The following is a 24146-nucleotide window of genomic DNA, read 5'->3' as shown; positions in this document are numbered from 1 at the left end:
AGCAGAGACGCCCCGCCTGGCGAGGTATCGAATTCATAGGTCAAGGATGCAAAATGGCGACAAGTATAGCGCGACTCGCCTGGGGGCGTCAGGGGGAGGGTCGTCTCCTCCCGCTGGTTTAATCCCTCAGCGCACGATCACGGACCTTGACGACGGGCTCCATCAGGTAGTCCAGCACGCTGCGCTTGCCGCTGAGAATGTCGATTTCGGCCACCATGCCCGGAATGATCGACAGCGGCTGGTTGTCGGCATCGTACAGATAGCCTTCGGTGCGCACTTCGACCGGGTACATCAGCTCCCCCGTTTCCGGCATTTGCACGGCATCGGCAGCAATGGTCACCAGCTCGCCGTCGAGACCGCCGTAGCGGGCGAAGTCATAGGCAGTGAGCTTCACCTTGACCGGCTGCCCGGGGTAGAGAAAGGCGATATCGGAAGGCCTGATGTGGGCCTCCACCAACAGCGCATCGTCGGCAGGGACGACCTCGATGAGCGGCTCGCCGGGGCGGGCTACGCCGCCAACCGTGCTGATGTGCACCTGATTGACCACACCGGCCACCGGCGAGCGTATCGTGGTGCGTGCCACCTGGTCGGCACGGCCGGGCAGCGTTTTTTCCAGCTCGGCGACCTGCGAGGTGGCTTCGGCCAGTTGCGCCAGCGCATCGGCTTCGAACGCGTTGCGCGCCGCTACCTTGCGGTCCTCGATTTCGGCAATGGAGGCTTCGGCCCTGGCCACGGCGCTCTGCTGGCGAGCCACGTCACCGCGCAGCTCGTTGAGGGTTTGTCTTACCCGCAACAGGGAGGTCTCAGGCTCGATGCCGCGCTGGGCCAGTGGCTGAATGATCGCCAGCTCCTGCTCGGCGAGCTGGACACCGGCTCGGGCCGTGCTGAGGGCCGCTTCCAGCTCGGCTTTTTCCTGGCGGCGCTGATAGCCTTGTTGTTCCAGTACCTGCAACTCGGCCCCCAGCTCGAGCTGGCGACCGTGGAACAGGCGCGTTTCGCTGGCCGCGACGCTGGGCGCGCCTTGGCTCAATGCCTCATCCAGTGCCAGCGGCACCTGATTGATTTCGGCTTCGAGCCTTTGCAGGCGCAGCTGCAGCGACCGCAGGCGCTGCAGGCTCTCTTCGTAGTCCCCTTCCAGCGTGCCGCCGCTCAGGGTCATGAGCGTATCTCCCTGGGCCACCACATCGCCACGGCGTACGTTGATTTCCGTGACGACCCCGCCTTCCAGGCTTTCGACGACCTGCAGGCTGCGCGAGGGCACGACCTTGCCTTGACCCCGCGTGACCTCGTCGACCTCCGTGAGGTAGGCCCAGATGAAGCCCACCAGCAAAAAGCCGATGATGGTCATCAGCAACAGGCTGCTGGCCATGGGCCGCCTGGCGCGGCCGTGACGCACGAAATGCTCGAAATCCAACGGAGAGTGCGACTGGCTCACGGGGCTGTTCCTTCACGCGTACGAGTGGGGGAGGCTTCTACCGGGCGCATCACGCTGGCTTTGGGGCCGTCGGCGATGATGCGGCCCTGGTCGAGAATCACCACGCGGTCGACCAGCTCCAGCAAGCTTGTCCGGTGGGTCACCACCACCAGCGTCTGATGCGTGCTGGCGGCCTTGAGCCGTGCGATGACCTCTTTTTCGGTCTGGATATCCATGGCGCTGGTAGGCTCGTCCATCAGCAGGATAGGCGGCGCGCCCAGCAGCGCGCGCGCCAGGCAGATCAGCTGCCGCTGGCCGCCGGATAACCCCTCGCCGCGTTCGCCAATGGGCATGTCATAGCCCTTCGGGTGACGGGCAATGAAGTCGTGAGCTCCCGCCAGCTTGGCAGCGTTCAGGATCTGTTCGTCGGTCGGGTGGTGTGCACCGATGGCGATGTTCTGACGTACCGTGCCGGAAAAGAGCCAGGCTTCCTGCAGGACACTGCCGATGTTGTGGCGCAGGTCCGCAGGATCGATTTGCCGCAGGTCCGTGTCGTCCACCAGAACGGCGCCCTGCTCAGGCGGATAAATTCCCAGCAGCAGTCGCGCCAGGGTGCTTTTTCCAGAACCGACACGACCCAGCAAGGCGACCTTTTCGCCGGGATGGATGGTCAGGTTGATATTAGCCAGCGCGGCGGTGGTCTGTTCGGGGTAGCGAAAGCTGACATCCTGCAGGCACAGCTTGCCGTCAAGCGAGGGGCGGCTCAAATAGTGGCGCCCGGCGGGGCGCTCGGATGGCATGCTCATGAGCTGGTCGAGGGCTCGGTACGAGGTGCGAGCCTGATTGATGCGCGTCATGGTCTGGGCCAGCTGGGCCAGCGGCGCGAGGGCACGGCCGGTGAGAATGACACAGGCAATCATGGCGCCCATGGAAATCACCCCATCCCCGACCAGGAACACGCCATAGACGACGATGCTTACCTGGGCGGCCTGCTGCGCCAGGGCCGTGGCGTTGAGCGCAAACTGCTGAATGGCGCGACCTTGGCGGCCCACCTTCGATTGCTGCTGAACGCTCTCTTCCCAGCGCTGGCGAATCATCGGGGCCGCACCGCTGGCCTTGATGGTTTCAAGACCCGCCACGGCTTCGATCAATACCCCCTGCTTGGAGCGGCTCTCTTCGAAGGCCTGCCCGGACAGCCGCTTGAGGAAGGGCTGCACGGCCACGCCAATCAGCAGCACCAGCGGGACCGCCACCAGTGGCACGATGGCCAAGGGGCCGCCAATCAAGTAGATGACGCCGACGAAGAGCAGTATGAACGGCAGGTCCACCACCGCCACGAGGGAGGCAGAGGCGAAGAAATCGCGCAGGGTTTCGAACTCCCGCAACGTATTGGCAAAGCCACCGGTGGAGCCCCGCTTGGCGCTCATCTGCAGGTTGAGGACGTGATCGAAGATACGTCGCCCCATGCGCAGGTCCGCTTCCTGGCCTGCCCGCTCGATGAACAGCTGGCGCAAGGTCTTGACGGCAAAGTCGAAGACCAGCGCAATGCTCACCCCTATGGTGAGCGCGACAAGCGATTCGATGGCCTCGTTGGGCAGCACGCGGTCGTACACCACCATGATGAACAGTGAGGTCGCCAGGCCGAGAAGGTTGGTCAGGGCGGCGGCGATCACCACTTGGGTGTACACCCAGCGGTTGTTCGTGAGGGCGCTCCAGAACCAGTGGCCGCCCTGTATCTCGGGGGCCTGATTGAGCGCGACGGGACGATAGCGGGCGCGCACGGCGATCACATGACCGATATATTCGGCCTGCAGTGCTGCCAGGGTGGTCTCCACCGGCTGGTCACCCAGGGCCGGGTCGTAAAGCGCAAACCGCTGCTGATCGATACGCCCGATGATCACCACGGCGCGGCCATGCTGGAGCAGGGCAACGGCTGGCAGCAGCGAGTTACCCAGCGTTTCCAGGCCGTGCTCGCCCAGCGCCGCCACCATGCCATGGCGCTCGGCGGCGTCGATGAAGCCATCGGGGGTCATGGCGGTCTCGTTGCCAACGCGATGCGCCCGTACGGCTGCTGCCGACACCGGCAGTTCCAGATGCGAAGCGACAAACGTCAGGCATTGTTCAAGGGCGTCGGAGCGCGAATCAGCGGCGTTCAATATGTATCTCCAGGGCGTCCAGCAGTTCGCCGGTCACGGCCAGCTGTTGAAAGCTGGCCTGTTCCCAGCGTACTCGGCGATTGACCAGCTCGACGGCGGCTTGGAACAGGTCTCGTTGGGCATCCAGCAGGTCGTTGATGCTGCTGCGGCCGACGGCAAATTGATCACGGTATGCCAGCAAGGCCTCCTCTTCGGCGGCCAGTGTAGCGGTCTGGGCTGCCAGTTCGGCACGCCGGGTATCGGTATCGGTCAGCGCAGAGCGGACTTCGCGCTCCAGCTCGCGGCGCAGCGCCTGCTGCTCGTACTGGCTTTGCTGCTGGCGCTCGACGGCCTGGGCCACGCGCGCTGAAGTGGCGCCGCCGCTGTAGGGGGTGTAATCCACATTGAACAGCAGGGCCACGTCGTTATCGGACTCATTGAAATCGTTGACATCGAATTGGCGACCCTCGACGGCGACACTGACGCTGGGTAGACGCGCATTGCGGGTGGCCTGCGCTTCGGCGCCGCTGGCTTCGCTGGCCAGGGTGCGGCTGCGTAACGCGGCATTGCGGCTGAGGGCGCTGTCCAGCAGCTGGTCGGCGTTGACATCGCGTAGCATGGCGGCGCTTTCAGGCAGCGCCAGGGTGTCCGGTGTCGTGAAGAAGGCTTCCTGATAGACATTGATGGCACGAGCCAGCTCGCCTTCCAGGGAGATCAGTCGAGACTCGGCATCGCTCAAGCGACTTTGTGCGCGCAGAACGTCCGCTCGCGAGCCCGCCCCGGCATCGCGCCGCAGGCTGACATCCGTGAAAATGCGCTGGTGCTGCTGGAGATTGTGCTCTGCCAACTGGCGCTGCGTGGTCAAGCGCGCTACCTCCAGGTAGGCATTGATGGCGTAGAGGACTTCCTCTTCGATGCTGACCTGGGATTGCCAGAATGCCGCTTCCGCGCTGAGGTCGGCGGCGCGCAAGCGCTCACCGCTGGCACCAAAGTCCAGCAGCAGTTGGCTGAGGGTGACCACGGCGTCCATTCGCGAACCGCGGTCGGGCAGCGCCTCGGTGCGCTGGAGATCATTGCGATACTCGAGGCCTGCGTTGACTTGCGGGCGACGTACGGCGCGTACTTCATCGATCTGCAGCACCGACTCACGCTCTCGGGAGCGCTGAGCAAGAATTCTCGGCTGCTGTTCCAGCGCGCTCTGGAGGCGGTAGCGCAAGTCATCGAGGCCCTGGTGCCGTTGAGCAGAGCGACCTTCCTGCCAGCGGAACGCGTCCAGCTGCTGGCGCAGTTCGGGCGTAAACACCGGGCCTTCCAGTGACGAGGCGGGCAGGGGGAGCAGTTCCTCCTGAGCTTCAGATACAGGCTGTGCCACCAGCGGCGGGCAGGTCAGCAACAGCATGGCCCCCAGGCAACAACCCAGGCGTACTCGGCGAGGCAGCGCCATCACATTTACGTTCATACACTTTCCTGATCTAGGTGGTGCCGAGCACTCACTTACGAGGGTCTTGCCAGTGGTATTGCTCTTCATCGTTCAGCGCTTCCTGCCACTGTGCCAGGGTGGAAGACGTGTCGGCAGGCGAGGCGGCCGGCGCGGGGGGAGTGCGGCGCTGTCGATAGGCCAGCAGTCGCCCCATCTGGTGCTGCGATTGCAGCTGAGCGTACACCAAAGGCACGGCTCCCAATTGCCAGAAAAGCCCCAGTTGTGTGTCGGTAAGTGATTGCCAGGCGCTTTCGTCCACCTGATGCAGCGTCACGCTCCCCTGGTAGGCCTTTGGCGCCCAAGGGGTGAGCAGCCTGGCCTGGTCGAGGGCGGAGAGCGCCTTTGCAACACGCTGGCAGCCTTGCGCTCGCTGGGTCAAAAAGCGCAGCACCTGTTGTGGAAAGTGGGCCAGGCCACCCTGTTGCTGAAACAACGGCTCGCCATCGAGGGCCTCGACCACACAGGGGGAGTGGGTGTCGATGCAGAGTTGCCCCGGCGCGTCGGGATGCAAGCCAAAGGGGTGGCTGCGCAGGGCCGAAGGAACGTAAGCGGCTTGCCAGCGGCCGTCGGCATCGACCAACAGGTTGTGGGTATCATCGAGGCTCAGCAGCGCCACCGCTTGCCACCCTTCATCACCGTTCACGAAGGCCATTGGAAAACAGGCAGCCGCATGCCGCAGCTCCGCATCGGCCAGGGGCGTCATGAGGGTGTGGCGGGCAAAGTGGTAACGGGTAAAACGTCGCCACATCAACGCGCCGTGGCGTTTTGGGTCCAGCGGTTCCCAGTGGGCTGCAAGGGTCATGGGGCACACCTTATATCGTCAAGCGCGCACCTTACCAAATCCAGCTCGGTGCGTCAGCGCAAGATCAGCCTGCGCATGGTCAACAGGCCAATCACGGGGCCGGGCAGTAGCCACCAGGTCACCCAGGGCCCCTGGCTTTCCCATAGCGACGTTACCAGCGCGATGGACGGGATGGTCAGCGCAAAGCCGATGGCATTCATCATGGCCAGGGCGGCACCCAGCCGCTCGGGGGGCGCGCTGGCCGACGCCAGGGCCGAAAACTGCGCCGAGTCGGCAATCACGCTGATGCCCCAAAGCGCCAGCAGGGCCAGCAGGAACCCTGGGGAAAGGCCCGCCAGCAGCGGGTATAGAAGGCAGAGGGTGCCGGATACTGCCAGCGCTACGAAGGCCACCTTTGCGCTGCCTATGCGACGGCTCCAGCGACCTGCCAGCACACACCCGGGCAGGCCCAGCGCGATCACGGCAAAGCTGAGCCACGGCTGAAGGCTGGCGGCGGCGCTGAGCCGTTCCAGCTCTCTGGCCACCAGCAAGGGGACCAGCGCCCACAGGGCGTAGAGTTCCCAGCAGTGGCCAAAATAGCCCAGCGACGCGGCGCGGAAAGCTTTCTGTTTGAAGGCGGCAAGCCCTGCCCAGGGGCGGCCTGCCGAGGCCTTGGCAGGCAGGTGAGGCCCTGTGCCCAGCCGCAGAATCAACAGCGCGGCCAGCAGCGCCAGTACCGAGGAGAGCAGCAGCGGCCACTGCCAGGGCAGGTGCAGCGTGACGCCCCGCAGCAGGTGCGGCGAGGCAATGCCGAGGGTCAGCATGCCGACCAGCCAACCCAGTGCCGAGCCTGCATGGCGGGGTGTCCAGCTGACCACCAGCTTCATGCCCAGCGGGTAGATGCCTGCCAGGCAAAGCCCCACCATGAAACGTGCCATGGCTGCCAGCGAGAGGCTCTCCACCACGTCAATGAAGGCGGCATTGAGCACGGCGCCCAGCACGGCCGAGACGGCAAACAGCTGGCTGGCCCGTACGCGGTCCGCCAGGCCCGTGGTGGCGATGGCCAGCGTGCCGGTAATGAAGCCCGCTTGAACGGCCATGGTCAGCAGCCCCAGGTCGCGCTCGCTGAGCCCCGCCGCTTCCTGCAGCGCCAGGCCAACGCCGTTGATGCTGAACCAGAGCGAGGTACCAAAGAGCTGAGCAATGACAATGACGGCAAGCGGCCAGCGGGCCAGGACAGTTGACGGCATGGGGTGTCCCATCCTTGGAGTTGTTGTTATTGAATGATGCTTGGAGGACGGCAGGGGGTGAGTTGCTCGGAGCGCCTGGCCCTCAGCCTAATTTGTGCGGCACCACCTCGTGCCCCAGCTCCTTGTAGCGCTGCCAGCAGGCGCGCTTGGCCAGCAGCACCTGCTGGTGCTGGTTGATGATTTCCGCGACTCGGGCGTAGTGCTCGAAACCCTCGGGGATCTCAGGGTGCAGATTAAGTAGCGCGGTCGCTTCCGTGGGCACCGGCAACCGCTGCCAGCCCAGAGTGATGGGCACGCTGGCTGCCAGCTCGCTGTCTTCCAGCGCATGGGGCAGGTAGGCGTCGTCGCGAAAGTGCCACAGGGCGTCGTCGGCCTGCTCGGCCAGCGCCTTGTCTTCGCAGTGCAGGTGCAGGCGGTAGCCTTTGCGATGGATGGTCTCTGCCAGTTTACAGGCGAACTGCAGGCGGGCGTCGAGGGTGGTGTCGGGAAGAATATAGAAATCGATACGCGCCATCGGATGGCTCCAGCAGTCTGGCGGTGCTCCCCCCGGCCGAGCAGCGGCCGGGGGGCAAAGCCCGGTGTGATTAGACCAGGCGGGTCAGCCAGCCGTACTTGTCTTCGCTGCGGCCATACTGAAGGTCGAGCAGCGTCTTGCGGATGCGCTTGGCTACTTCGTTGTTGCCGTCACCCTGCAGGCGGATACGCTCGTTTTCGGTCACCAGTTCCCCCACTGGCGTGATCACGGCGGCGGTGCCACAAGCAAAGACTTCGGTGATCTCGCCGGAGGCCGCGCCTTCGCGCCATTCGTCGATGCTGATGGCGCGCTCTTCGGGCGTCAGGCCCGCATCCTTGGCCAGGGTCAGGATAGAGTTGCGGGTCACGCCTTCGAGAATGGTGTCGGTCAGGCGCGGTGTGACGATGCGGCCATCCTTGTAAACGAAGAACAGGTTCATGCCGCCCAGCTCTTCGATCCACTTGTTCTCGGCCGCATCCAGAAACGCCACCTGGCTACAGCCATTGGCAGCCGCTTCTTTTTGAGCTGCCAGGGAGGCCGCGTAGTTGCCGCCACACTTGGCAAAGCCGGTGCCGCCGGGGGCCGCGCGCTTGTAGTGGGAAGAGAGCCAGATGGAGACCGGCTCGATGCCGCCTTTGAAGTAGGCCGCCGCGGGCGACGCAATCACGTAGTAATCGACTTCGTGGGCCGGACGCACGCCCAGGAACGCTTCCGAAGCGATCATGAACGGACGCAGGTAGAGGCTGCACTCGTCGGCGTCGTTGGCGGGGGTGGGTACCCAGACGTGATCCTGGGCCAGCAGCGCTTTCAGCGAGCCGAGGAAGTCTTCATCGGAGAGTTCCGGCAGGGCCAGGCGGCGAGCACTGCGGCGGAAACGCTCGGCGTTCTTCTCGGGACGGAAGGTCCACACCGAGCCATCCGCGTGACAGTACGCCTTGATGCCTTCGAAGATTTCCTGGCCGTAGTGCAGCACAGAGGCGGCAGGGTCCAGGGTCAGCGGGCCGTAGGGGCGCACCTGATGGCCGTGCCAGTCGGCATCGATGGTCCAGCGCACGTGGGCCATGTGGTCGGTGAAGTGCTTACCGAACCCTGGGTTTTGCAGAATATTGTCACGAATCGCATCGGCCACCGGCTGGTTGGAGGGCAGCGTTTCAAAACGTGAGTCGAACTGAGCATCTGAAGCTGTGGGCACGGCGTGTTCTCTCCGCTAGAGCCAGGCCCCGAAGGGCGTAAAAGCGTTGTATGGGGTATCGCGTGTGCCGAGGTAGCCCCGGCACACGCTTATGCTGTCAGGTTTAACGGTTGCGCTACGGAAAGGCAACCATTGTTGGCCTGTTTTGGCGTCAGTCGCCGCTGTTTTCCACTTGGGCGTCGGCTTCACGGTCCAGCAGGTACTGGGTCAGCAGACCCACCGGGCGACCCGTGGCGCCTTTCTGCTTGCCGGAGTGCCAGGCTGTGCCCGCGATGTCCAGGTGCGCCCAGGGGAAGTGGTCGGCGAAGCGCGACAGGAAGCAGGCCGCCGTGATGGTGCCCGCTGGGCGGCCACCAATGTTGGCCAGGTCGGCAAAGTTGGAGTCCAGCTGCTCTTGGTACTCGTCCCACAGCGGCAGGTGCCAGGCGCGGTCCCAAGCGGTTTCACCGGCGTCCAGCAGGTCGAGGGCCAGGTCGTCGTCATTGGCCAGCAGGCCGGTGGCGTGATGGCCCAGGGCAACGATGCAGGCACCGGTCAGCGTGGCGATATCCACGACGCTGGCCGGCGTGAAACGCTCGGCGTAGGTGAGTGCATCGCACAGCACCAGCCGGCCCTCGGCGTCGGTGTTGAGCACTTCGACGCTCAAGCCCTTCAGGGTCTTGATGATATCGCCCGGCTTGGTGGCAGCGCCGTCGGGCATGTTTTCGGCCGCAGCGATGATGAACACCGCATTGAGCTTGGGCTTGATGGCCAGCACGGCCTTGACGGTGCCGAACACGCTGGCGGCGCCGCCCATGTCGAACTTCATCTCGTCCATGCCTTCGCCGGGCTTGAGCGAGATGCCGCCGGTATCGAAGGTAATGCCTTTGCCGATCAGCACGTGGGGCGCTTCGTCGGCATCCTCGGCGCCTTGATACTTCATCACGATCAGGCGCGAGGGTTCGCGGCTGCCGCGACCCACGGAAAGTAGCGAGTGAGCGCCCAGCGCTTCCAGCGCTTCCTCGTCCAGGATGTCGACGGCCAGCGCACCTTGTGAATCGCGCCCCAGCGCTTCGGCCTGTTCGGCTAGGTAGCGGGGCGTGCAGACGTTGCCGGGCAGGTTGCCCAAGGTGCGAGTGAAGTTGATGCCTTGCCCAATCGCACAGCCCAGCGCGGCGCCTTGTTTGGCCAGCAGGCCTTCGGCGGCGTCCGTCACGATCAGGTGAAGCTTGGCCAGGGTGGGCGGTTTGGCGGGCGCGAACTTGAAGTGATCGAAGCGGTAGAGGGCACGCTCGGCAGCTTCGAGGGTCTTGCGCGCTTTCCAGCTGGCATCGCGGCCTTCCAGCGGCACGTCGGTGAAGGTGGCGCTGGCTTCATCGATGGGTAGCTTGACCAGCGCTGTCATGGCCGCATCCAGTGCCTTGAGGAAAGCGGCTTCCTGGCATTTGCCGCGCTCTCCCAGCCCGACCAGCAGCAGGCGCTCGGCGCCGAGCCCCGGCGCAAAGGGAATCATCTGCACATTGCCCAGGGCGGCGTCGAAGTCACCGCGGCTCAGCAGTTGGCCGATCAGCCGCTCGCTGGCATCGTCGAGTTTGGCGACAGCGGGGAGTAAGTCGCTATCCTTGTAGACAGGCAGAACGAGGCAAGCCGTTTCGGCTTTGGCTGGGTTTGCGGTCTGAACGGAAAATTCCATGACGTCTCCAACAAGACAAGCAACGAGTGATTCGGGATAATGCCCCGTCATTTACGACCAGTGTGATCAGTGTATCCAGTTCAATGAATAGTGTACCCAAGCCACGGGCGCATTGCATGGCAACCTGCACCGCTAGCCGGAGAGTACGTTGATATTATTTCGGTACTTAACTCGTGAAGTATTACTGACCATGTCTGCGGTGGCAGGCATTCTGCTGCTGGTGATCATGGGTAGCCGGTTCATCCGCTATTTCTCGGATGCGGCCGAGGGCGATTTTCCCGTGACGATTCTGGGCAGCCTGATGGTGTTCCATCTGCCTGGGTTCATGGAGCTGATTCTGCCGCTGTCGTTTTTCCTCGGCATTCTGCTGGCGTATGGCCAGCTCTACATGAACAGTGAAATCACCGTCATGGTGGCCTGTGGCATGAGCCCGACCCGGCTGCTGCGGGTGACGCTGCTGCCCGCTTCCGTGGTGGCCGTGCTGGTGGGGCTGTGCAGCCTGTGGCTGACGCCTGCCGGGGCCTTGCAAACCGAAGCCACGCTGGAAGAGCAGCGTAGCCGCCTGGACGTCTCGGTACTGGCCCCCGGACGTTTTCAGGATTTTGGCGGTGGGCGTACCGCGTACATCACCGATTTCAGCAGCGATGGCCGACAGATGCAGGAAGTGCTGGTGCACGAACAGGCGCGACCAGGGGCCGAACAGCCGCACAGCTACGTGACCCGGGCCGGGTCGGGCTACCAGGAAACCAGCGTCGAGACAGGCAGTCGCTTCCTGGTGCTGGAAAACGGTGAGCGCTACGGCGTCACCCCAGGACTTCTGAATGCCGAACGTCTGACCTTCGAACGCTATACCCTGCGGCTGGGTTTGAGTCGAGACCGTCAGGAACTGGATTCTCTTGAGTATGCCAGTACCCTTGAGCTTTGGAACGACGCCAGCCCCCGCGCCCAGGCGCAGTTTCAGTGGCGAGTAGGCCTGCCGCTGATGGTCTTCGTGCTGGCCCTGCTGGCACAGCCGCTCTCTCGGGTGAACCCGCGCCAGGGGCGCTTTGCCAAGCTGCTGCCTGCGGTGTTTCTGTATGTCGCGTATCTGAGCCTGCTGCTGGCGGCGGTGGATGCCATCGGCGGTGGCTCGCTGCCTGCGGCTATCGGCGTATGGCCGGTGCATGGCCTGTTCCTGGGGCTGGGCTGTTTGCTGCTGTGGCACTCGCAACGGAAAGGAATGCGCTAATGCTGAATGGGTTGATGGGGGCTGACCGCCTGGATCGCTATATCGCCCGCAACGTGCTGGCGGCCATTATCGTCGTGCAGTGTGTCTTGCTGGGGCTGGACATCACGATTGCCTACATCGGTGACTTGAGCGACACCCAGGGCGACTACACCGCTCTGGATGTGCTGTTGTACCTGATCATGCGCCTGCCCTGGCGGTTCTATCAGTATGCGCCAGTGGCGGTGCTGATTGGCGCGCTGATTGGCCTGGGCAGCATGGCCTCCAGTAACGAGCTGACCGTGATGCGGGCAGCGGGTCGCTCGCTGGCGCGTATCGTATGGGGCGTCATGAAACCGGTGCTGCTGGTCGTCGTCGTGGTGCTGCTGGTGGCCGAGTTCGTGACTCCGCGCACCGAACAGTACGCCGAAGCCTGGCGGCTGGAGCAGCGCCAGGGCGAAGGCGCGATGCTGACCAGTCGCAGCGGCTGGCAGTTCGAAGGCGACAGCGTTTACCGTTTTGGCGCCATCCGTGCCGACAACGTGGTGCTGGATTTGACCCGTTACCGCTTCGACGAACGGCGGCTGGTGGAAGCGACCCATGCGCAGCGCGCGCACTGGGAAGAGGGCGCGTGGGTGCTGGAAGAGGTCACCACGACTCGAATATACGATGCTCGGACCGAATCGGATTACCAGCAAACGACTGCTTGGGACACGGATCTGACGCCGACGCAGCTGGAACGCTTGCTGCGCGATATCCAGAGCCAGGCACCCAGCGAACTCTGGGCCTATGCCCAATTCCTCAAGAGCCAAGGGCTACAGGCGGACCAGCCGCTGCTCTACTTCTGGCAGAAGGTGCTGCTGCCGCTCACCATGGGCTCGCTGGTGCTGATCGCGGCGTCCTTCGTGTTTGGCCCGCTACGTACCGTGGCGGCGGGGACGCGGGTCTTCTATGGCGTGGTTACCGGGCTGCTGTTCAAGTACGTACAGGACCTGCTGGCCCCAGCCTCCACGCTGTTCGGGTTTTCGCCGGTCTGGGCCGTTCTGGTGCCTACCCTGGCCTGTGCGGCGGTGGGCATCTACTTCCTGCGCCGTAACGGTTGAGCGGGGCATATGCATTGAAAAGAGGATGGAAAGAGTGACCCATACAAGACGCTTCACCCAGTTAGACAGCGTGTGGCCTGCGGGGCTGGGACGTCGTCTGGGCGCCATGATTTACGACGGCTTTCTGGTGCTGGCCATCTGGATTGCGGCCACCGTCGCCCATCTGGCGTTCTTTCGTTTCGTACTGGGCCAGACGGCAGATGAAATCGGCACGACGGCGCTGGACATCTGGAGCTTGCGACTGATGCTGGTGTTCTTCGTGACGCTGTTTTTCGTTTATGCCTGGCGACGTGGCGGCATGACGCTGGGGATGCAGGCCTGGCGGCTTCGCGTGCAAACGCTGGACGGGCACGCCATCTCCTTGCAGCAGGGCCTGATTCGCTGTGCGGTGGCCTGGGTGTCGCTGGCAGCCTTGGGGCTGGGCTATTGGTGGGTGCTGTTCGACCGGCAGCGCAGAAGCTGGCCCGACATCGTATCGCGCACGGAAACCGTGGTGCTGCCCAAGAAGTGATAAAAAATAATGAAAAAATTCGAGCGACGAAAAGGATGAAAAATAGCTTTTCGTCAATCGGTTAGCTATCCATTAGCAGAGCCTCAAGAAGAATCGCTACTAAAGAGTAGTGTTTTCTACTTGAAAAGATGTATGCGAATCATTTACATTCGCCTCATGTCCTTTATGAGGTGCCGCCATGTACGTATGCGTGTGCAAAGGAGTAACCGACCATCAGATTCGCCAGCAAGTGAGCGACGGAGCGCGCAGCTGGCGAGAAGTGCGTGAAGCCACCGGCTGCGGCACGCAGTGTGGCAAATGCGCCTGCTATGCCAAGTCGCTGACCCGAGAAGCGGTTCAGGTGGCCCGCGCCGAAGCCGACATGAGTCTCGCTTACGCTGTATGACGCGAATCATTCTTGTTGGTTTTATATTTAGCAAATAGCTGATTTCCTTGAATTTTTTGTGTGCCCGCCTATACTCCCGACAACGTTGGGAGTAAGCCTTTTTATGGCCTATACTCCTTGTTTGACGCAGCTGTAATCAACAGCACTGTACGCTAAAAGAAGGTGACGGCATGAAAGGTGATCCGAAGGTCATTCAGCATCTCAACATCGCACTCGGCAACGAACTGGTCGCCATCAACCAGTACTTCCTGCACGCCAAGATGTACAAGGATTGGGGTCTGAAAACCCTGGCCAAGTGGGAGTACGACGAGTCCATCGAAGAGATGCAGCACGCTGACAAGCTGATCGAGCGCATCCTGTTCCTGGAAGGCATCCCCAACCTGCAAGACCTCGGCAAGCTGCACATCGGCGAGAACGTCAAGGAAATGCTGGAAGCCGATCTCAAGATCGAGCACGATGGCCGCAACGACTACATCGAAGCCATCACCTACTGCGAAAGCGTCAAGGATTACGTGACCCGCGACCTGCTGCGCGACCTGCTGGCCGATGAAGAGGGTCACATCGACCACATCGAAACTCAGCTGAAGCTGATCGAGCAGGTCGGTATTCAGAACTATCTGCAAAAGCACATGGCGCTGGCGACCGACGAAGAGTAACGCGTCAAGCCGGGCATGCACTGCATCGCCCCGCCAACCAAAACGGGCAGCCCCAAGGGGCTGCCCGTTTTTTATGCGCTTCGGAATGAATGGCGGGTCACTGGCCCTGAGGCGCCAGCTGGCCCTCCGGATTCGCTGGGGCCTCGAGAACGGGTTCATCGACGCTGAAGGTCGTCCGGCTCAGGCGACGTACCCGCTTCATGAACAGCGCGATGCACACCAGCGTACCGCACGCGGCAACTACGTAGCTGACCTGCAGCGGCAGGTTGAAGCCAATGGGGGCGTAGGCGAGGTAGGTGAACGTTGCCATGGTCATGAAGACCGCCGGGATGGAGGTGATCAGGTAGGGCTTGCGTGAGAGTACCAGGTACATCGTCGCAGTCCACAGGGCGATGACGGCGGTGGTCTGGTTGGCCCAGGAGAAGTAGCGCCACAGCAGCGTGAAGTCCATGTGGGTGAGCGCATAAGAGGCCACGAACAGCGGCAGCGCGATCATGATGCGCTTGGCGATCGGTTTCTGGCCCACTTTCAGATAGTCGGCAATGATCATGCGCGCACTGCGGAAAGCGGTGTCGCCGGACGTGATGGGCAGCACGATGACACCCAGTACCGCCAGTGTGCCACCGACGGCGCCCAGCATGGTGGTAGAGACTTCGCTGACCACGGCGGCCGGGCCACCGGACGCCAGCACGTCGGACAGGGTCTGGTCGCCGTAGAACAGGCTCATGGCGGCGGCGGCCCAGATCATGGCAATCACGCCTTCGGCAATCATCATGCCGTAGAAGATCTTGCGGCCGTTGGTTTCGTTTTCAGTGGTCCGCGAGATGATCGGTGTCTGGGTGGCATGAAAGCCGGAAAGCGCACCACAGGAAATGGTCAGAAACAGCAGCGGGAAAATGGGCGCATTGTCCGGGTGCATGTTCTGGAAAGAGAGTTCGGGGATGGGCGCACCAGTGACTATCAGGCCGATACCGATACCGGCGGCGCTGAACAGCAGCAGCGCTCCAAAGTAGGGGTAGATACGGCCAATCACCTTGTCGATGGGCAGCAGCGTGGCCACCAGGTAATAGGCAAAGATGGCCAGGATGATCAGCGTGACCGAGAAAGAGGTCATGTTGGCCAGCAGGGCAGCGGGCGACGTCACGAACACCGTACCCACCAGCAACAGCAGCAAAATGGCAAAGCCGTTGACCACGTGCTTCATGGCTTTGCCCAGAAACTTGCCAGCCAGTTGGGGCAAGTGCGCGCCGTGATTGCGAATCGAGATCATGCCGGTCAGGTAGTCGTGAACGGCACCGGCGAAAATACAGCCAATGACGATCCAGACGAACGCCACCGGGCCGTACAGCGCTCCCAGGATCGGGCCGAAAATAGGGCCTACGCCTGCAATGTTAAGCAGCTGGATCAAGGAGTTGCGCGTCGTATTCATCGGCACGTAGTCGATGTCGTCGCGCATGCTGAAAGCGGGAGTCTGGCGCTTACGATCAGCGACAAACACGCGCTCGACGAACTTTCCGTAGGTAAAGTAACCCACGATCAGCAGCAGTATCGAGAGAATGAAGGTAATCATGTAAAGCACTCAACAGGTCTGGGGGAGTGCGTGGCCCTTGATGGGCCACGCTTATTTAGCCGGAAGGAATGTACAGAGACCTGTCAGGTCATGCCTTACAACTTTAGTGGTTGACGACTTTAGTGGAATTACGAGCTGATCACGCCACACGCCATGCGAGCACCGCCGCCGCCCAGGTGAGGTTCGTCATCGTAGGTGTCGCCGCCTTCATGAATGATCAGGCTGCGACCCAGCACGTCTTCCATGCTCAGGCGCGGTGCCAGCACCGGCAGGGTGGCTTCTCCGTCCTCATTGACGGTCAGCACCGGCAAATCACCCAGGTGGCCATCGCCATAGGGGCCCTGGTGGGTGTCGGTCTCTTCGGGGTCGTGGTGGCCACCAGCCGCTTGCGCTGCGGTCATCTCGCCATCTTCGTTTTCAGCCGGGTCGCAGCTGGCATTTTCATGCATGTGAAAGCCATAAACACCTGGCTCCAGGTCACTCAAGGAGGGCGTGAAGAGCACGCCGTGATCGGTATGCTCGATGGCGATGGCACCAATCGACTCTTCGATACCTTCAGCGCTCACCTTGTGTATCTCGACGTCCAATGCTTCATTGGCCTGTGCCGCGCCTGCCAACAGCAGGGCCGCAGCGATACCGGTCAGCGGTAATGAATAGCGCATGTGATGTTCTCCCGAATCCTTGGAAAGAGTGTAGAGCCTTGCCCATTCAAGGTAGCTGGCTAAGGGGGACTTTGCCAGCCTGACGCCCATGGGGAGTTTTAATATCTTTTAAATTCAATAGTGTAGCGGTTAGTGCTTGGGTGCGAGGCACCAGCGTGTCGAGTAAGCAGTACTCCTCATCAGTATGCATTTTCGCGCCAACCGGCCCGAGACCACACAGGGTGGGAACGCCCAGGCTGGCCGTCCAGCCTGCATCGGAACAGCCGCCGGTAAATTCACCATCAACAGCAAAGCCAACGTTGTTAGCCTGAGCCTGGTAAAGAGCAAACAGTTCGCTGCTCATACGCTCTTCAAGCGGGTAGAACTCCGATGTCTGCTCAAGGGTGGCCATCGTACCGGGAATCTCGGATTCGGCGATGATCGCTTCAATGGCTTGATAAAGCTGGTCACGCTGAGCGGTGGTGACAAAGCGGATATCCAACTCGGCAGACGCAAAAGGAGCCACGGTATTGCGTGATACGCCGCCGGTGATGGTGCCCACATTGGTAGTAATGCCTGCCTCGTAATCGGTCAAGGCGTGCAGCTTGATGATTTTTTGAGCCAGTGCTTCGATGGCGTTGGCGCCATCGGCATGGCTCACGCCGGAGTGGGCGGCTTTGCCGGTGATCTTGATCAAAAAACCAGCGCCTCCTTTTCGGCCAGTGACCACATTGCCGCTGACGCGCCCAGGCTCGACGTTCAAGACGGCCCGTGCTCCCTGGGCGGCGGCCTCGATGAACGACCTCCCATCTGGCGAGCCTATCTCCTCATCGGCGGTAAACAGGGCACGCACGGGCAGTGGGCAGTGGGGTAGGCGGCTAAGCGCGCGTAGCACAAAGCAGTTCATCACTAGGCCGCTTTTCATATCGGCCACACCAGGGCCAAAGCCGAGGTTGCCTTGCTGGGTATAACCTCGGCTCGCCACGGTGCCGGTGGGGAAAACCGTATCCCGATGGCCCATTAACAGCGCATGGCCTTGGTCAGTTCCCCCCAGCTGTGCTTCTAAAATATCCCCTGAGTCAGGGCGCGAGTGGCGTGTGACCGTGATGCCATCCTGCTCAAGCCACTGGGTGATCAGGTTGGCCACCGCATCGTTACCGGATTTGTCGTAGCTGTTGGAGTCGATATTGACCAGGGCCTCCAGGCAGTCAATCATCGCCTGCTGTTGTCCCTCTAGCCAATCGCACGCCTGTTGTATCAGCAGCTCTTGCATGACGCTCGCTCCTTATGAATCTCTGCACCTTGGGCACCCAAATCCCAGAATAACCCCGCCATCAATATAAGCGCTTCTGAGGCAATGCTACCCAACAGATGTTCGTCTGGGGCGTGTTGCGAACAGGAAGGGTAGGAGTGGGGAACCCATAGAGTGGGTAAGCCAAGCGTCTCGGCAAATACGTCGTTAGGCAATGACCCGCCCAGGTTAGGCAGTAGTGTGGGCGTTTTATTGGTCGATAGCTGCATCGATGTTAATGCCCAGCTCACCCAGGGGTCTTCAGGATCAAGCCGCGTAGCATTCATTTGCGACATACGCGCAGCACTGACATCAATATCGTCAAAACCATGCTGGTCAAGGTGGCGGCGCAAATGGGCCAGAAAGTTATCCTGGTCGCTGCCCACCACATAGCGCAACTGACAGTGGGCGTAGGCGTGGGGTGGAATCGCATTGGCGGGGGCGTCCGGGTTGCCTGCCTTCATGGCAAGAACCTCTAACGTGTTCCATCCAAACAGCCGCTCGGCGGGAGATAACCCAGGCTCGCCCCAGCCGGTATCGATGGCTGGGGCATTGTCGCCGACGCCTACCTCAAGCAAGGCAAGCGCTTGGCGCACGGCGTCGGGTATTGGCGCTGGGCGTAACCCTTCAATCTGGATCACTCCATTGGCGTCTACCAATGTGGCAATCGCATTGGTTAACCGTACGGCAGGGTTCTTGAGTACGCCGCCCCAGTTGCCCGAGTGGTGAGCGCCTTCACGGGCCTGCAGTTTAAGGTCAAAGTTGAACGACCCCCGTGAGCCTAAAAACAGCGTCGGTGAATCGGCATTTAAACGCGGCCCGTCCGAGCCAATAAACACATCGGCGGCGAGGCGGTCACGGTAGCGGTGGCAGACCTCTTTCAAGCCGGGTGAGCCCGTCTCTTCACCCATTTCCAGGACTATTTTGACGTTATAGCCCAAGCGCCCATTTCGGGCTTTTAACACGCAGCCCAGTGCGGCCAGATTGATGGTGTGCTGGCCTTTATTATCCGCCGTGCCGCGGCCATACCAGCGATCCCCTTGTTGGGTGATTTTCCAGGGCGAAAGGCCTTCCGCCCACTGATCATCATAGCCGCGGATGACATCACCGTGGCCGTAGGTCAAGACGCTGAAGGTCGCTTCTGGCTCCACTCGCTCCGCCAGTAAGAAGGGCCCAAAACCGGCGACAGGGTTATCGATGATTTCCCAGCTAAAACCGAGCTGCTCGATGTCGGGAATGATGTGTTCGGTGAGGTAATCGTGCAGCTCTTCAAGCCGGTTGGGCTCTTGGCTTTCACTGCGAACGGCGATCCGCGGCGCGAGCTGATGATAAAACGCTCCGCTGTCAAAATAGGCTTTAGCATTGTCTAGGGCGTGTTGGCGTGTCATGAGCATTCCTTCTTCAGGCAAAGTGGCAGGCGACACGCGCCTGGTTTTTCTGGGCAATGGCACTCAGGGTTGGCGCTTGCTGGCCACACGTCGGCTGCGCCATGGGGCAGCGTGGGTGAAAGGCACAGCCAGAGGGCGGACGGCTGGGGTCGGGTTGGCCCGCGCCCAAGCCAATGTCCGGCACGCCCAAGCCTGGCTCTGGGGTTAGTGCTGATGCGAGCAGCGCTTGGGTATAGGGGTGGCGGGGAGAAGTGAAAATTTGCTCGCGGGTGCCTTCTTCCACTATTCGGCCCAGATACATCACCGCGAGCCGGTCGGCCAAATGTTCGACCACGGCAAGGTCATGGCTGATAAACAGGTAGGTAAGGCCAAACTCATCTTTCAGGTCGAGGAGCAAGTTGAGGATCTGGGCCTGAACCGACACATCCAGGGCGGAAGTGGGTTCGTCACAAATCACCAGATCCGGGCGCATGATCAGTGCCCGGGCAATGGCCACCCGCTGGCGCTGGCCGCCAGACATTTGCCCTGGGTATTGCTGGGCAGCGCGCTTGGGCAGCCCGACCATGTCGAGCATCTCGTCCACTTTGGCCGCCTGCTCCTTGGGGGTACCAATGGCGTGAATGCGTAGCGGCAAACCGACGATCTGGGCAATACGTTGGCGTGGGTTCAGCGATGAGTAGGGGTCTTGAAAAATCGGCTGAATATGGCGGGCGAGTGCTTTTTGGTTTGCGTTTACAATCGCCTTGCCGTTGATCAGCACATCGCCTCCGCTCGGCTTGGTGAGCCCCAGCAGCATTTTGGCCAAGGTGCTTTTACCACAGCCTGATTCCCCCACCAGCCCCATCACCTGTCTGCGGGGAACGCGTAGCGACACCTCATTCACTGCCTGTAAGGTTCGCCCCTGGCGCAACATGCCACCGCCGAGCGTGAAGGTCTTTGACAGCGAACAGAGTTCAAGGGCATGGGGGGCACTGGCACTGGTGGAAAGTACATTGGTGAAAATGGCAGGGGTCGAGAGCGCGGGACTATTCATGACACTACCTCCGGCGCGTTTGATGAGGTGGCGCTGGCCAAGGAGTGTGCAAAATGGCAGCGGGCGGCGTGACCGCTAGCAATCTTGTGGAAAGAGGGCGCGGTGTGGCACATCGGGTCAGCTTTGTCGCAGCGATTGCAGAAGGCGCAGCCCTCGACTTTGCCGACAAGGCTGGGCACCACGCCAGGAATGGCCTTGAGGCGGCTGCCGGGCGGTGTTTTGCCTGGCGCCGGTATACTGCGCAACAACCCCTGCGTATAGGGGTGGCTGGGGGCCTCGAAGAGCGCTTGGGCGGAAGCCGTTTCAATCACTTCACCGGCATACATCACCGCGACCCGGTCGGCGATGCGGGCGACAACACCCAGGTCGTGGGTGATGAAAATAACCGCAGTGCCAAACTCCTGTTGAAGGTCGCGTAGCAGGTGGAGAATTTGCGCCTGAATCGTCACGTCCAGGGCGGTGGTGGGCTCATCGGCGATAATCAGGTCGGGCTCGCACATTAACGCCATGGCGATCATCACCCGCTGACGCAACCCACCCGAGAGCTGATGGGGATATTGGTGCATGCGTTCGGCGGCAGCGCTGATTCCCACGCGCTCTAATAAATAAATCGCACGGTCTTGGGCGGCTTTGCGTGATACCCGCTGGTGACGGCGCAGCGCCTCGCATAGCTGGTTGCCCAGGGTGTAAGCAGGATTGAGCGCTGTCATGGGCTCCTGAAAAATCATCGCCATGCGGGCTCCTCGTAAATTGCTGCGCTCACGCTCCGTCATATTGATCAAATCAATGCCGTCGAAGTCGAGGCAGTCGGCGCTGATTTGCGCTTTGCGCGGTAGCAGGCCCATCAAGGCCAGCGAGGTCATCGATTTACCGCACCCCGACTCGCCCACCAGGCAGAGCATTTCACCGCGCTCGACGTGAAAGTCGATACCCCGCACGGCGTGAAGGGTGCCCTTGGCGACCGGTAAATCAACACGCAGCTGTTTCACTGTTAACAGATTACTCATGGCGGCCTCCCGAGGTAGTCATGTCGCGCAGGCCGTCACCCAGCAAATTAATCGCCAGCACAAGAATGAAGAGTGCGCTGCCGGGGATGGCAATGACCCATGGTTGGAAGAACATATAGGCTTTGCCTTCGGCGATCATCAGCCCCCAGGAGGGCGAGGGTGGTTGCACGCCCATGCCCAGAAATGACAGCGTCGCTTCGAGCAAAATGGCGTTGGCGACTTCCAGGGTAGCCACCACGATGAGGGCTCCGGCGATATTGGGCAGCACTTCGCGTAGCAGAATGTAGGGAAGTGGGCAGCCCAACGCGCGGGCGGCTTGCACATACTCCGCATCGCGCAGCTGCAACGTGGCCGAACGGGCAACCACCGCAAAACGATCCCAAAGCAGCAGCCCCAGCAGTAGCGTGACGGTGAGCATCGATCCACCAATCAGCGAGGCCATGGCCAGCGCCACCAGTACCACCGGCATCGCCAGTCGCGTGGTGAGCAGGTAGCTGACCACTGCATCCACACGGCCACCAAAGTAGCCAGCCAACACGCCCAAGGTGGTGCCAATCAAACCGGAAATCAGTGCGACCACGATGCCGATGAACAGTGAAATGCGGGTGCCAAAAATCAACCGGCTAAGATAGTCGCGGCCGAGTCGGTCGGTGCCCAAGGGGTGTGTCCAGCTGCCGTTGTCGTGCCAAACAGGGGGCACCATACGATTCGCGGTGTTCTGCAAATAGGGATCGTGGGGGGCTAGCCAGGGGGCCAGCAGTGCCACCATGCAGAGCGAGGTAATGATCAACAGCCCAATGGCTAAACTGCGGTTTTTTAGCATGCTGCGTAACAGGCGAGACTGCCAGGTAGCCACCAAGTGCGGCTCTGACGCCAGCTGTGGGGAAAGGATCTGTGCCATGGTGTTCTCCGTTAGCGCGCGCGCAAGCGTGGGTCGAGGACTGCGTTGAGAATGTCGGCCAGCAGCGTCAACACGATATAAAACAGCGCAATGATCAGCACGATGGCCTGAACGACGGGGTAGTCATTGCGGGAGATGGCATTCCACGCCAGCTGCCCCAAACCGCGTAACGAAAACACGGTTTCGATGACCACCGAGCCACCCAGCATAAAGCCCAGCTCTACGGCGGCGAGCGCCACTACCGGAATCACCGCATTGCGCAGTGCGTGTTTGAAGATGACCGTGCCGGTACGCAGCCCTTTGGCGCGGGCGGTGCGAATGTAATCCGCCTCCAGCACTTCCAGCATGCCGCTGCGTGTAAGGCGCATCATGGCGGGGGTGGCGTAATAGCCCAGCGCAATAGCGGGAAGCACAAAGCCTTGCCAGCTATCGCTGCCAGCGGCAGGCAGCCACTGCAGGTTGACTGCAAACACGATAATCAGCGTCAAACCAAACCAGAAGTTCGGCATCGCCTGGCCAGTCACCGCAATGGTCATGGCCACACGGTCTATCCAGCTGCCCCGTTTAAGGGCGGCCACGACACCTAGCGGGATCGAAACGCCCAGCGCGATTGCCAGCGACATGATCCCCAGCGTCATGGTCACCGGAAGGCGTTCCACGACCAGGTCCATGACATCGCTCTGGTAGTAGTAGGAGCGGCCAAAATCGAGCTGTACGGCACCCCAAAGCCAACTGGTAAATTGCTGAATCACTGGACGATCCAGGCCATAATCAACGCGGATTTGCTCAACCTGCTCCGCAGTAGCCTCGGGCCCGCCGATAGAGAGAGCCAAGTCACCTGAGAGCTGTAGCAGGCTAAAACAGAGAACCGAAATGGTTAGGGCGACGCTAAGCGCTATTAGCGTGCGCTTGAAAACAAGGGTATCCGGAATAGCTGGTTGATCTCCCCAAATCAGCAGGTTGGGGCGAGAGGTAAGCTGGGAGACTGGGCCTGGCCCCGCCTCCCCGGCTGACGATGGTGTTATGGGCAGACGGCTAGGCGTATCTCAGCCTCGGCGACCGCGTCTTCGGGCGCGCGTCCGGCGAGCACGGCCAGAATGTTGTCCGCAGCCCGGTGTTCTATGGCGCGTCGGGCACTGTGTACAGCCGAACCCAAATGGGGAGTGAACAGGGTGTTTTCGGCCAGCAACAAAGCGTCCGGAATTTTTCGCAAACGCTCCAGATAAGCCCAATCTTCGCAACTGAACACGTCGGCGGCGTAGCCCCCCAGGCGGCCTTCCGCTAGCACGTCGGCTACCGCCAATTCATCCACCACAGAGCCGCGTCCCACATTGATCAGCAGTTGGCCCGGCTTACAGGCACGCAAGTGCGCGGCATCCAGAAGGTGCCAGGTTTCTTCGGACAACGGCAACAAAGAAAACACAAAGTCCGCTTGCGCCAGCGCGTCCTGAAGCGAGCAATTCACCACCCCCGGTAAGCTGGCGTGAGTGTCCACACCCAGTATTCGGGCGCACCCAAACCCCTGCAAGCGCTCCACCAGGGCGCTGCCCAAACGGCCAAGCCCCAGTACGGCGACGGTGGAATTGTGCAATCCGTAGCCGTAAAAGTGCGGACGCCAACCACGGTAATTGCCTTGCCGGACAAAGGCATCACCTGCGCGCACATGACGGGCGAGACCCAGCGCCAGCGCCACGGCCAGTTCAGCCGTGGGGGCGGTGAGCAGGTCCGGCACAATGCTGAGCCACACCCCGGCTTGGGCGCAGGCCTCGGCATCGTAGTTGTCGTAGCCTTTCAGCGCGCAGGCGATGATTTTTAACCGCGGTGCGTTGGTCAGTAATTCGGTGTCCACTCGGTCCGTCATAAAACCCATGATGGCGGTAGCGTCGGCGGCGCGGCGGCACACTTCAGCGTAGGGCCAGGGTTCCAGATCGGGGTTCATGTCCACCTCGGCTACGGCAGCCAATCGGTGGTATACATCCTCGTGTACCGGGTGGGTGATCAAAATCTTGTCTGTCATA

Annotated in this window: 22 protein-coding genes; 5 read left to right on the top strand and 17 right to left on the bottom strand. The window is 61.5% G+C overall.

Translation table 11 applies throughout. From position 1 onward, the window contains the following. Positions 1-118: 118 nt before the first annotated feature. The 8 genes from LG409_RS15395 to LG409_RS15360 all read right to left on the bottom strand — a co-directional run bounded on the left by LG409_RS15395 (position 119) and on the right by LG409_RS15360 (position 10438). Positions 119-1435 (bottom strand): HlyD family type I secretion periplasmic adaptor subunit, encoded by a 1317-nt coding sequence (locus LG409_RS15395; protein WP_039175272.1) that lies wholly within the window; start codon positions 1433-1435, stop codon positions 119-121. Then, complete coding sequence (locus LG409_RS15390; RefSeq protein WP_227407057.1) at positions 1432-3570, bottom strand: type I secretion system permease/ATPase; 2139 nt, start codon at positions 3568-3570, stop codon at positions 1432-1434. Before LG409_RS15390 ends, LG409_RS15395 begins: the two co-directional genes overlap by 4 nt. Next, positions 3557-5008 carry a TolC family protein gene (locus LG409_RS15385; protein WP_039175276.1) on the bottom strand — a complete coding sequence of 484 codons (1452 nt, stop codon included), beginning with the start codon at positions 5006-5008 and terminating at the stop codon, positions 3557-3559. Before LG409_RS15385 ends, LG409_RS15390 begins: the two co-directional genes overlap by 14 nt. A gap of 31 nt (positions 5009-5039) precedes the next feature. Continuing rightward, positions 5040-5831: a SapC family protein gene (locus LG409_RS15380; protein WP_227407056.1), complete on the bottom strand. Its 792-nt coding sequence runs from the start codon at positions 5829-5831 to the stop codon at positions 5040-5042. A gap of 53 nt (positions 5832-5884) precedes the next feature. Further along, positions 5885-7060: an MFS transporter gene (locus tag LG409_RS15375; RefSeq protein ID WP_227407055.1), complete on the bottom strand. Its 1176-nt coding sequence runs from the start codon at positions 7058-7060 to the stop codon at positions 5885-5887. 82 nt (positions 7061-7142) lie between these two features. Continuing rightward, positions 7143-7574 carry a DNA polymerase III subunit chi gene (locus tag LG409_RS15370; RefSeq protein WP_039175280.1) on the bottom strand — a complete coding sequence of 144 codons (432 nt, stop codon included), beginning with the start codon at positions 7572-7574 and terminating at the stop codon, positions 7143-7145. A gap of 70 nt (positions 7575-7644) precedes the next feature. Then, positions 7645-8766 carry a branched-chain amino acid aminotransferase gene (locus LG409_RS15365; RefSeq protein ID WP_227407054.1) on the bottom strand — a complete coding sequence of 374 codons (1122 nt, stop codon included), beginning with the start codon at positions 8764-8766 and terminating at the stop codon, positions 7645-7647. Positions 8767-8917: 151 nt separating this feature from the next. Next, positions 8918-10438: a leucyl aminopeptidase gene (locus LG409_RS15360; RefSeq protein ID WP_227407053.1), complete on the bottom strand. Its 1521-nt coding sequence runs from the start codon at positions 10436-10438 to the stop codon at positions 8918-8920. Positions 10439-10586: 148 nt separating this feature from the next. Between LG409_RS15360 and lptF the strand changes: the two genes are divergently transcribed. The 5 genes from lptF to bfr all read left to right on the top strand — a co-directional run bounded on the left by lptF (position 10587) and on the right by bfr (position 14297). Next, the gene (lptF, locus tag LG409_RS15355; RefSeq protein ID WP_084123716.1) at positions 10587-11666 is read left to right on the top strand and encodes an LPS export ABC transporter permease LptF; all 1080 of its coding nucleotides are present in this window, start codon (positions 10587-10589) and stop codon (positions 11664-11666) included. Continuing rightward, complete coding sequence (gene lptG, locus LG409_RS15350) at positions 11666-12745, top strand: LPS export ABC transporter permease LptG (RefSeq protein ID WP_446719084.1); 1080 nt, start codon at positions 11666-11668, stop codon at positions 12743-12745. Before lptF ends, lptG begins: the two co-directional genes overlap by 1 nt. A gap of 25 nt (positions 12746-12770) precedes the next feature. Continuing rightward, positions 12771-13256, top strand: coding sequence for an RDD family protein (locus LG409_RS15345; protein WP_039180489.1), 486 nt, complete (start codon positions 12771-12773; stop codon positions 13254-13256). A gap of 178 nt (positions 13257-13434) precedes the next feature. Beyond that, positions 13435-13641 carry a (2Fe-2S)-binding protein gene (locus LG409_RS15340; RefSeq protein ID WP_016914996.1) on the top strand — a complete coding sequence of 69 codons (207 nt, stop codon included), beginning with the start codon at positions 13435-13437 and terminating at the stop codon, positions 13639-13641. Positions 13642-13811: 170 nt separating this feature from the next. Next, complete coding sequence (bfr, locus tag LG409_RS15335; protein WP_016914994.1) at positions 13812-14297, top strand: bacterioferritin; 486 nt, start codon at positions 13812-13814, stop codon at positions 14295-14297. Between the two features lie 97 nt (positions 14298-14394). On the opposite strand, the gene LG409_RS15330 is transcribed toward bfr, so the two are convergent. From LG409_RS15330 to LG409_RS15290, 9 genes are all read right to left on the bottom strand, one after another. Beyond that, positions 14395-15867, bottom strand: coding sequence for a carbon starvation CstA family protein (locus LG409_RS15330; protein WP_227407052.1), 1473 nt, complete (start codon positions 15865-15867; stop codon positions 14395-14397). Positions 15868-15995: 128 nt separating this feature from the next. Continuing rightward, positions 15996-16529: a superoxide dismutase family protein gene (gene sodC, locus LG409_RS15325; protein WP_227407051.1), complete on the bottom strand. Its 534-nt coding sequence runs from the start codon at positions 16527-16529 to the stop codon at positions 15996-15998. 46 nt (positions 16530-16575) lie between these two features. Further along, positions 16576-17781, bottom strand: a complete 1206-nt coding sequence (locus LG409_RS15320; RefSeq protein ID WP_227407050.1) for a M20 family metallopeptidase — start codon at positions 17779-17781, stop codon at positions 16576-16578. Then, complete coding sequence (locus LG409_RS15315) at positions 17766-19187, bottom strand: M20 family metallopeptidase (protein WP_227407049.1); 1422 nt, start codon at positions 19185-19187, stop codon at positions 17766-17768. The genes LG409_RS15320 and LG409_RS15315 overlap by 16 nt, the downstream gene beginning before the upstream one ends. 13 nt (positions 19188-19200) lie before the next feature. Continuing rightward, positions 19201-20220 carry an ABC transporter ATP-binding protein gene (locus tag LG409_RS15310; protein ID WP_227407048.1) on the bottom strand — a complete coding sequence of 340 codons (1020 nt, stop codon included), beginning with the start codon at positions 20218-20220 and terminating at the stop codon, positions 19201-19203. Further along, positions 20217-21227: an ABC transporter ATP-binding protein gene (locus LG409_RS15305; protein WP_039180475.1), complete on the bottom strand. Its 1011-nt coding sequence runs from the start codon at positions 21225-21227 to the stop codon at positions 20217-20219. Before LG409_RS15305 ends, LG409_RS15310 begins: the two co-directional genes overlap by 4 nt. Further along, positions 21220-22128, bottom strand: a complete 909-nt coding sequence (locus LG409_RS15300; RefSeq protein ID WP_227407047.1) for an ABC transporter permease — start codon at positions 22126-22128, stop codon at positions 21220-21222. Before LG409_RS15300 ends, LG409_RS15305 begins: the two co-directional genes overlap by 8 nt. 11 nt (positions 22129-22139) lie before the next feature. Then, positions 22140-23060, bottom strand: coding sequence for an ABC transporter permease (locus LG409_RS15295; protein ID WP_227408135.1), 921 nt, complete (start codon positions 23058-23060; stop codon positions 22140-22142). 89 nt (positions 23061-23149) lie between these two features. After that, the gene (locus LG409_RS15290; RefSeq protein WP_086511882.1) at positions 23150-24145 is read right to left on the bottom strand and encodes an NAD(P)-dependent oxidoreductase; all 996 of its coding nucleotides are present in this window, start codon (positions 24143-24145) and stop codon (positions 23150-23152) included. Between the last annotated feature and the right edge of the window lies 1 nt (position 24146).

This window comes from Halomonas sp. NyZ770 (assembly GCF_020616575.1).
Taxonomy (GTDB): Bacteria; Pseudomonadota; Gammaproteobacteria; order Pseudomonadales; family Halomonadaceae; genus Vreelandella; species Vreelandella hamiltonii.
Note: the sequence above shows the minus strand (reverse complement) of the source record. Positions and strands in the feature narration are given on the sequence as shown.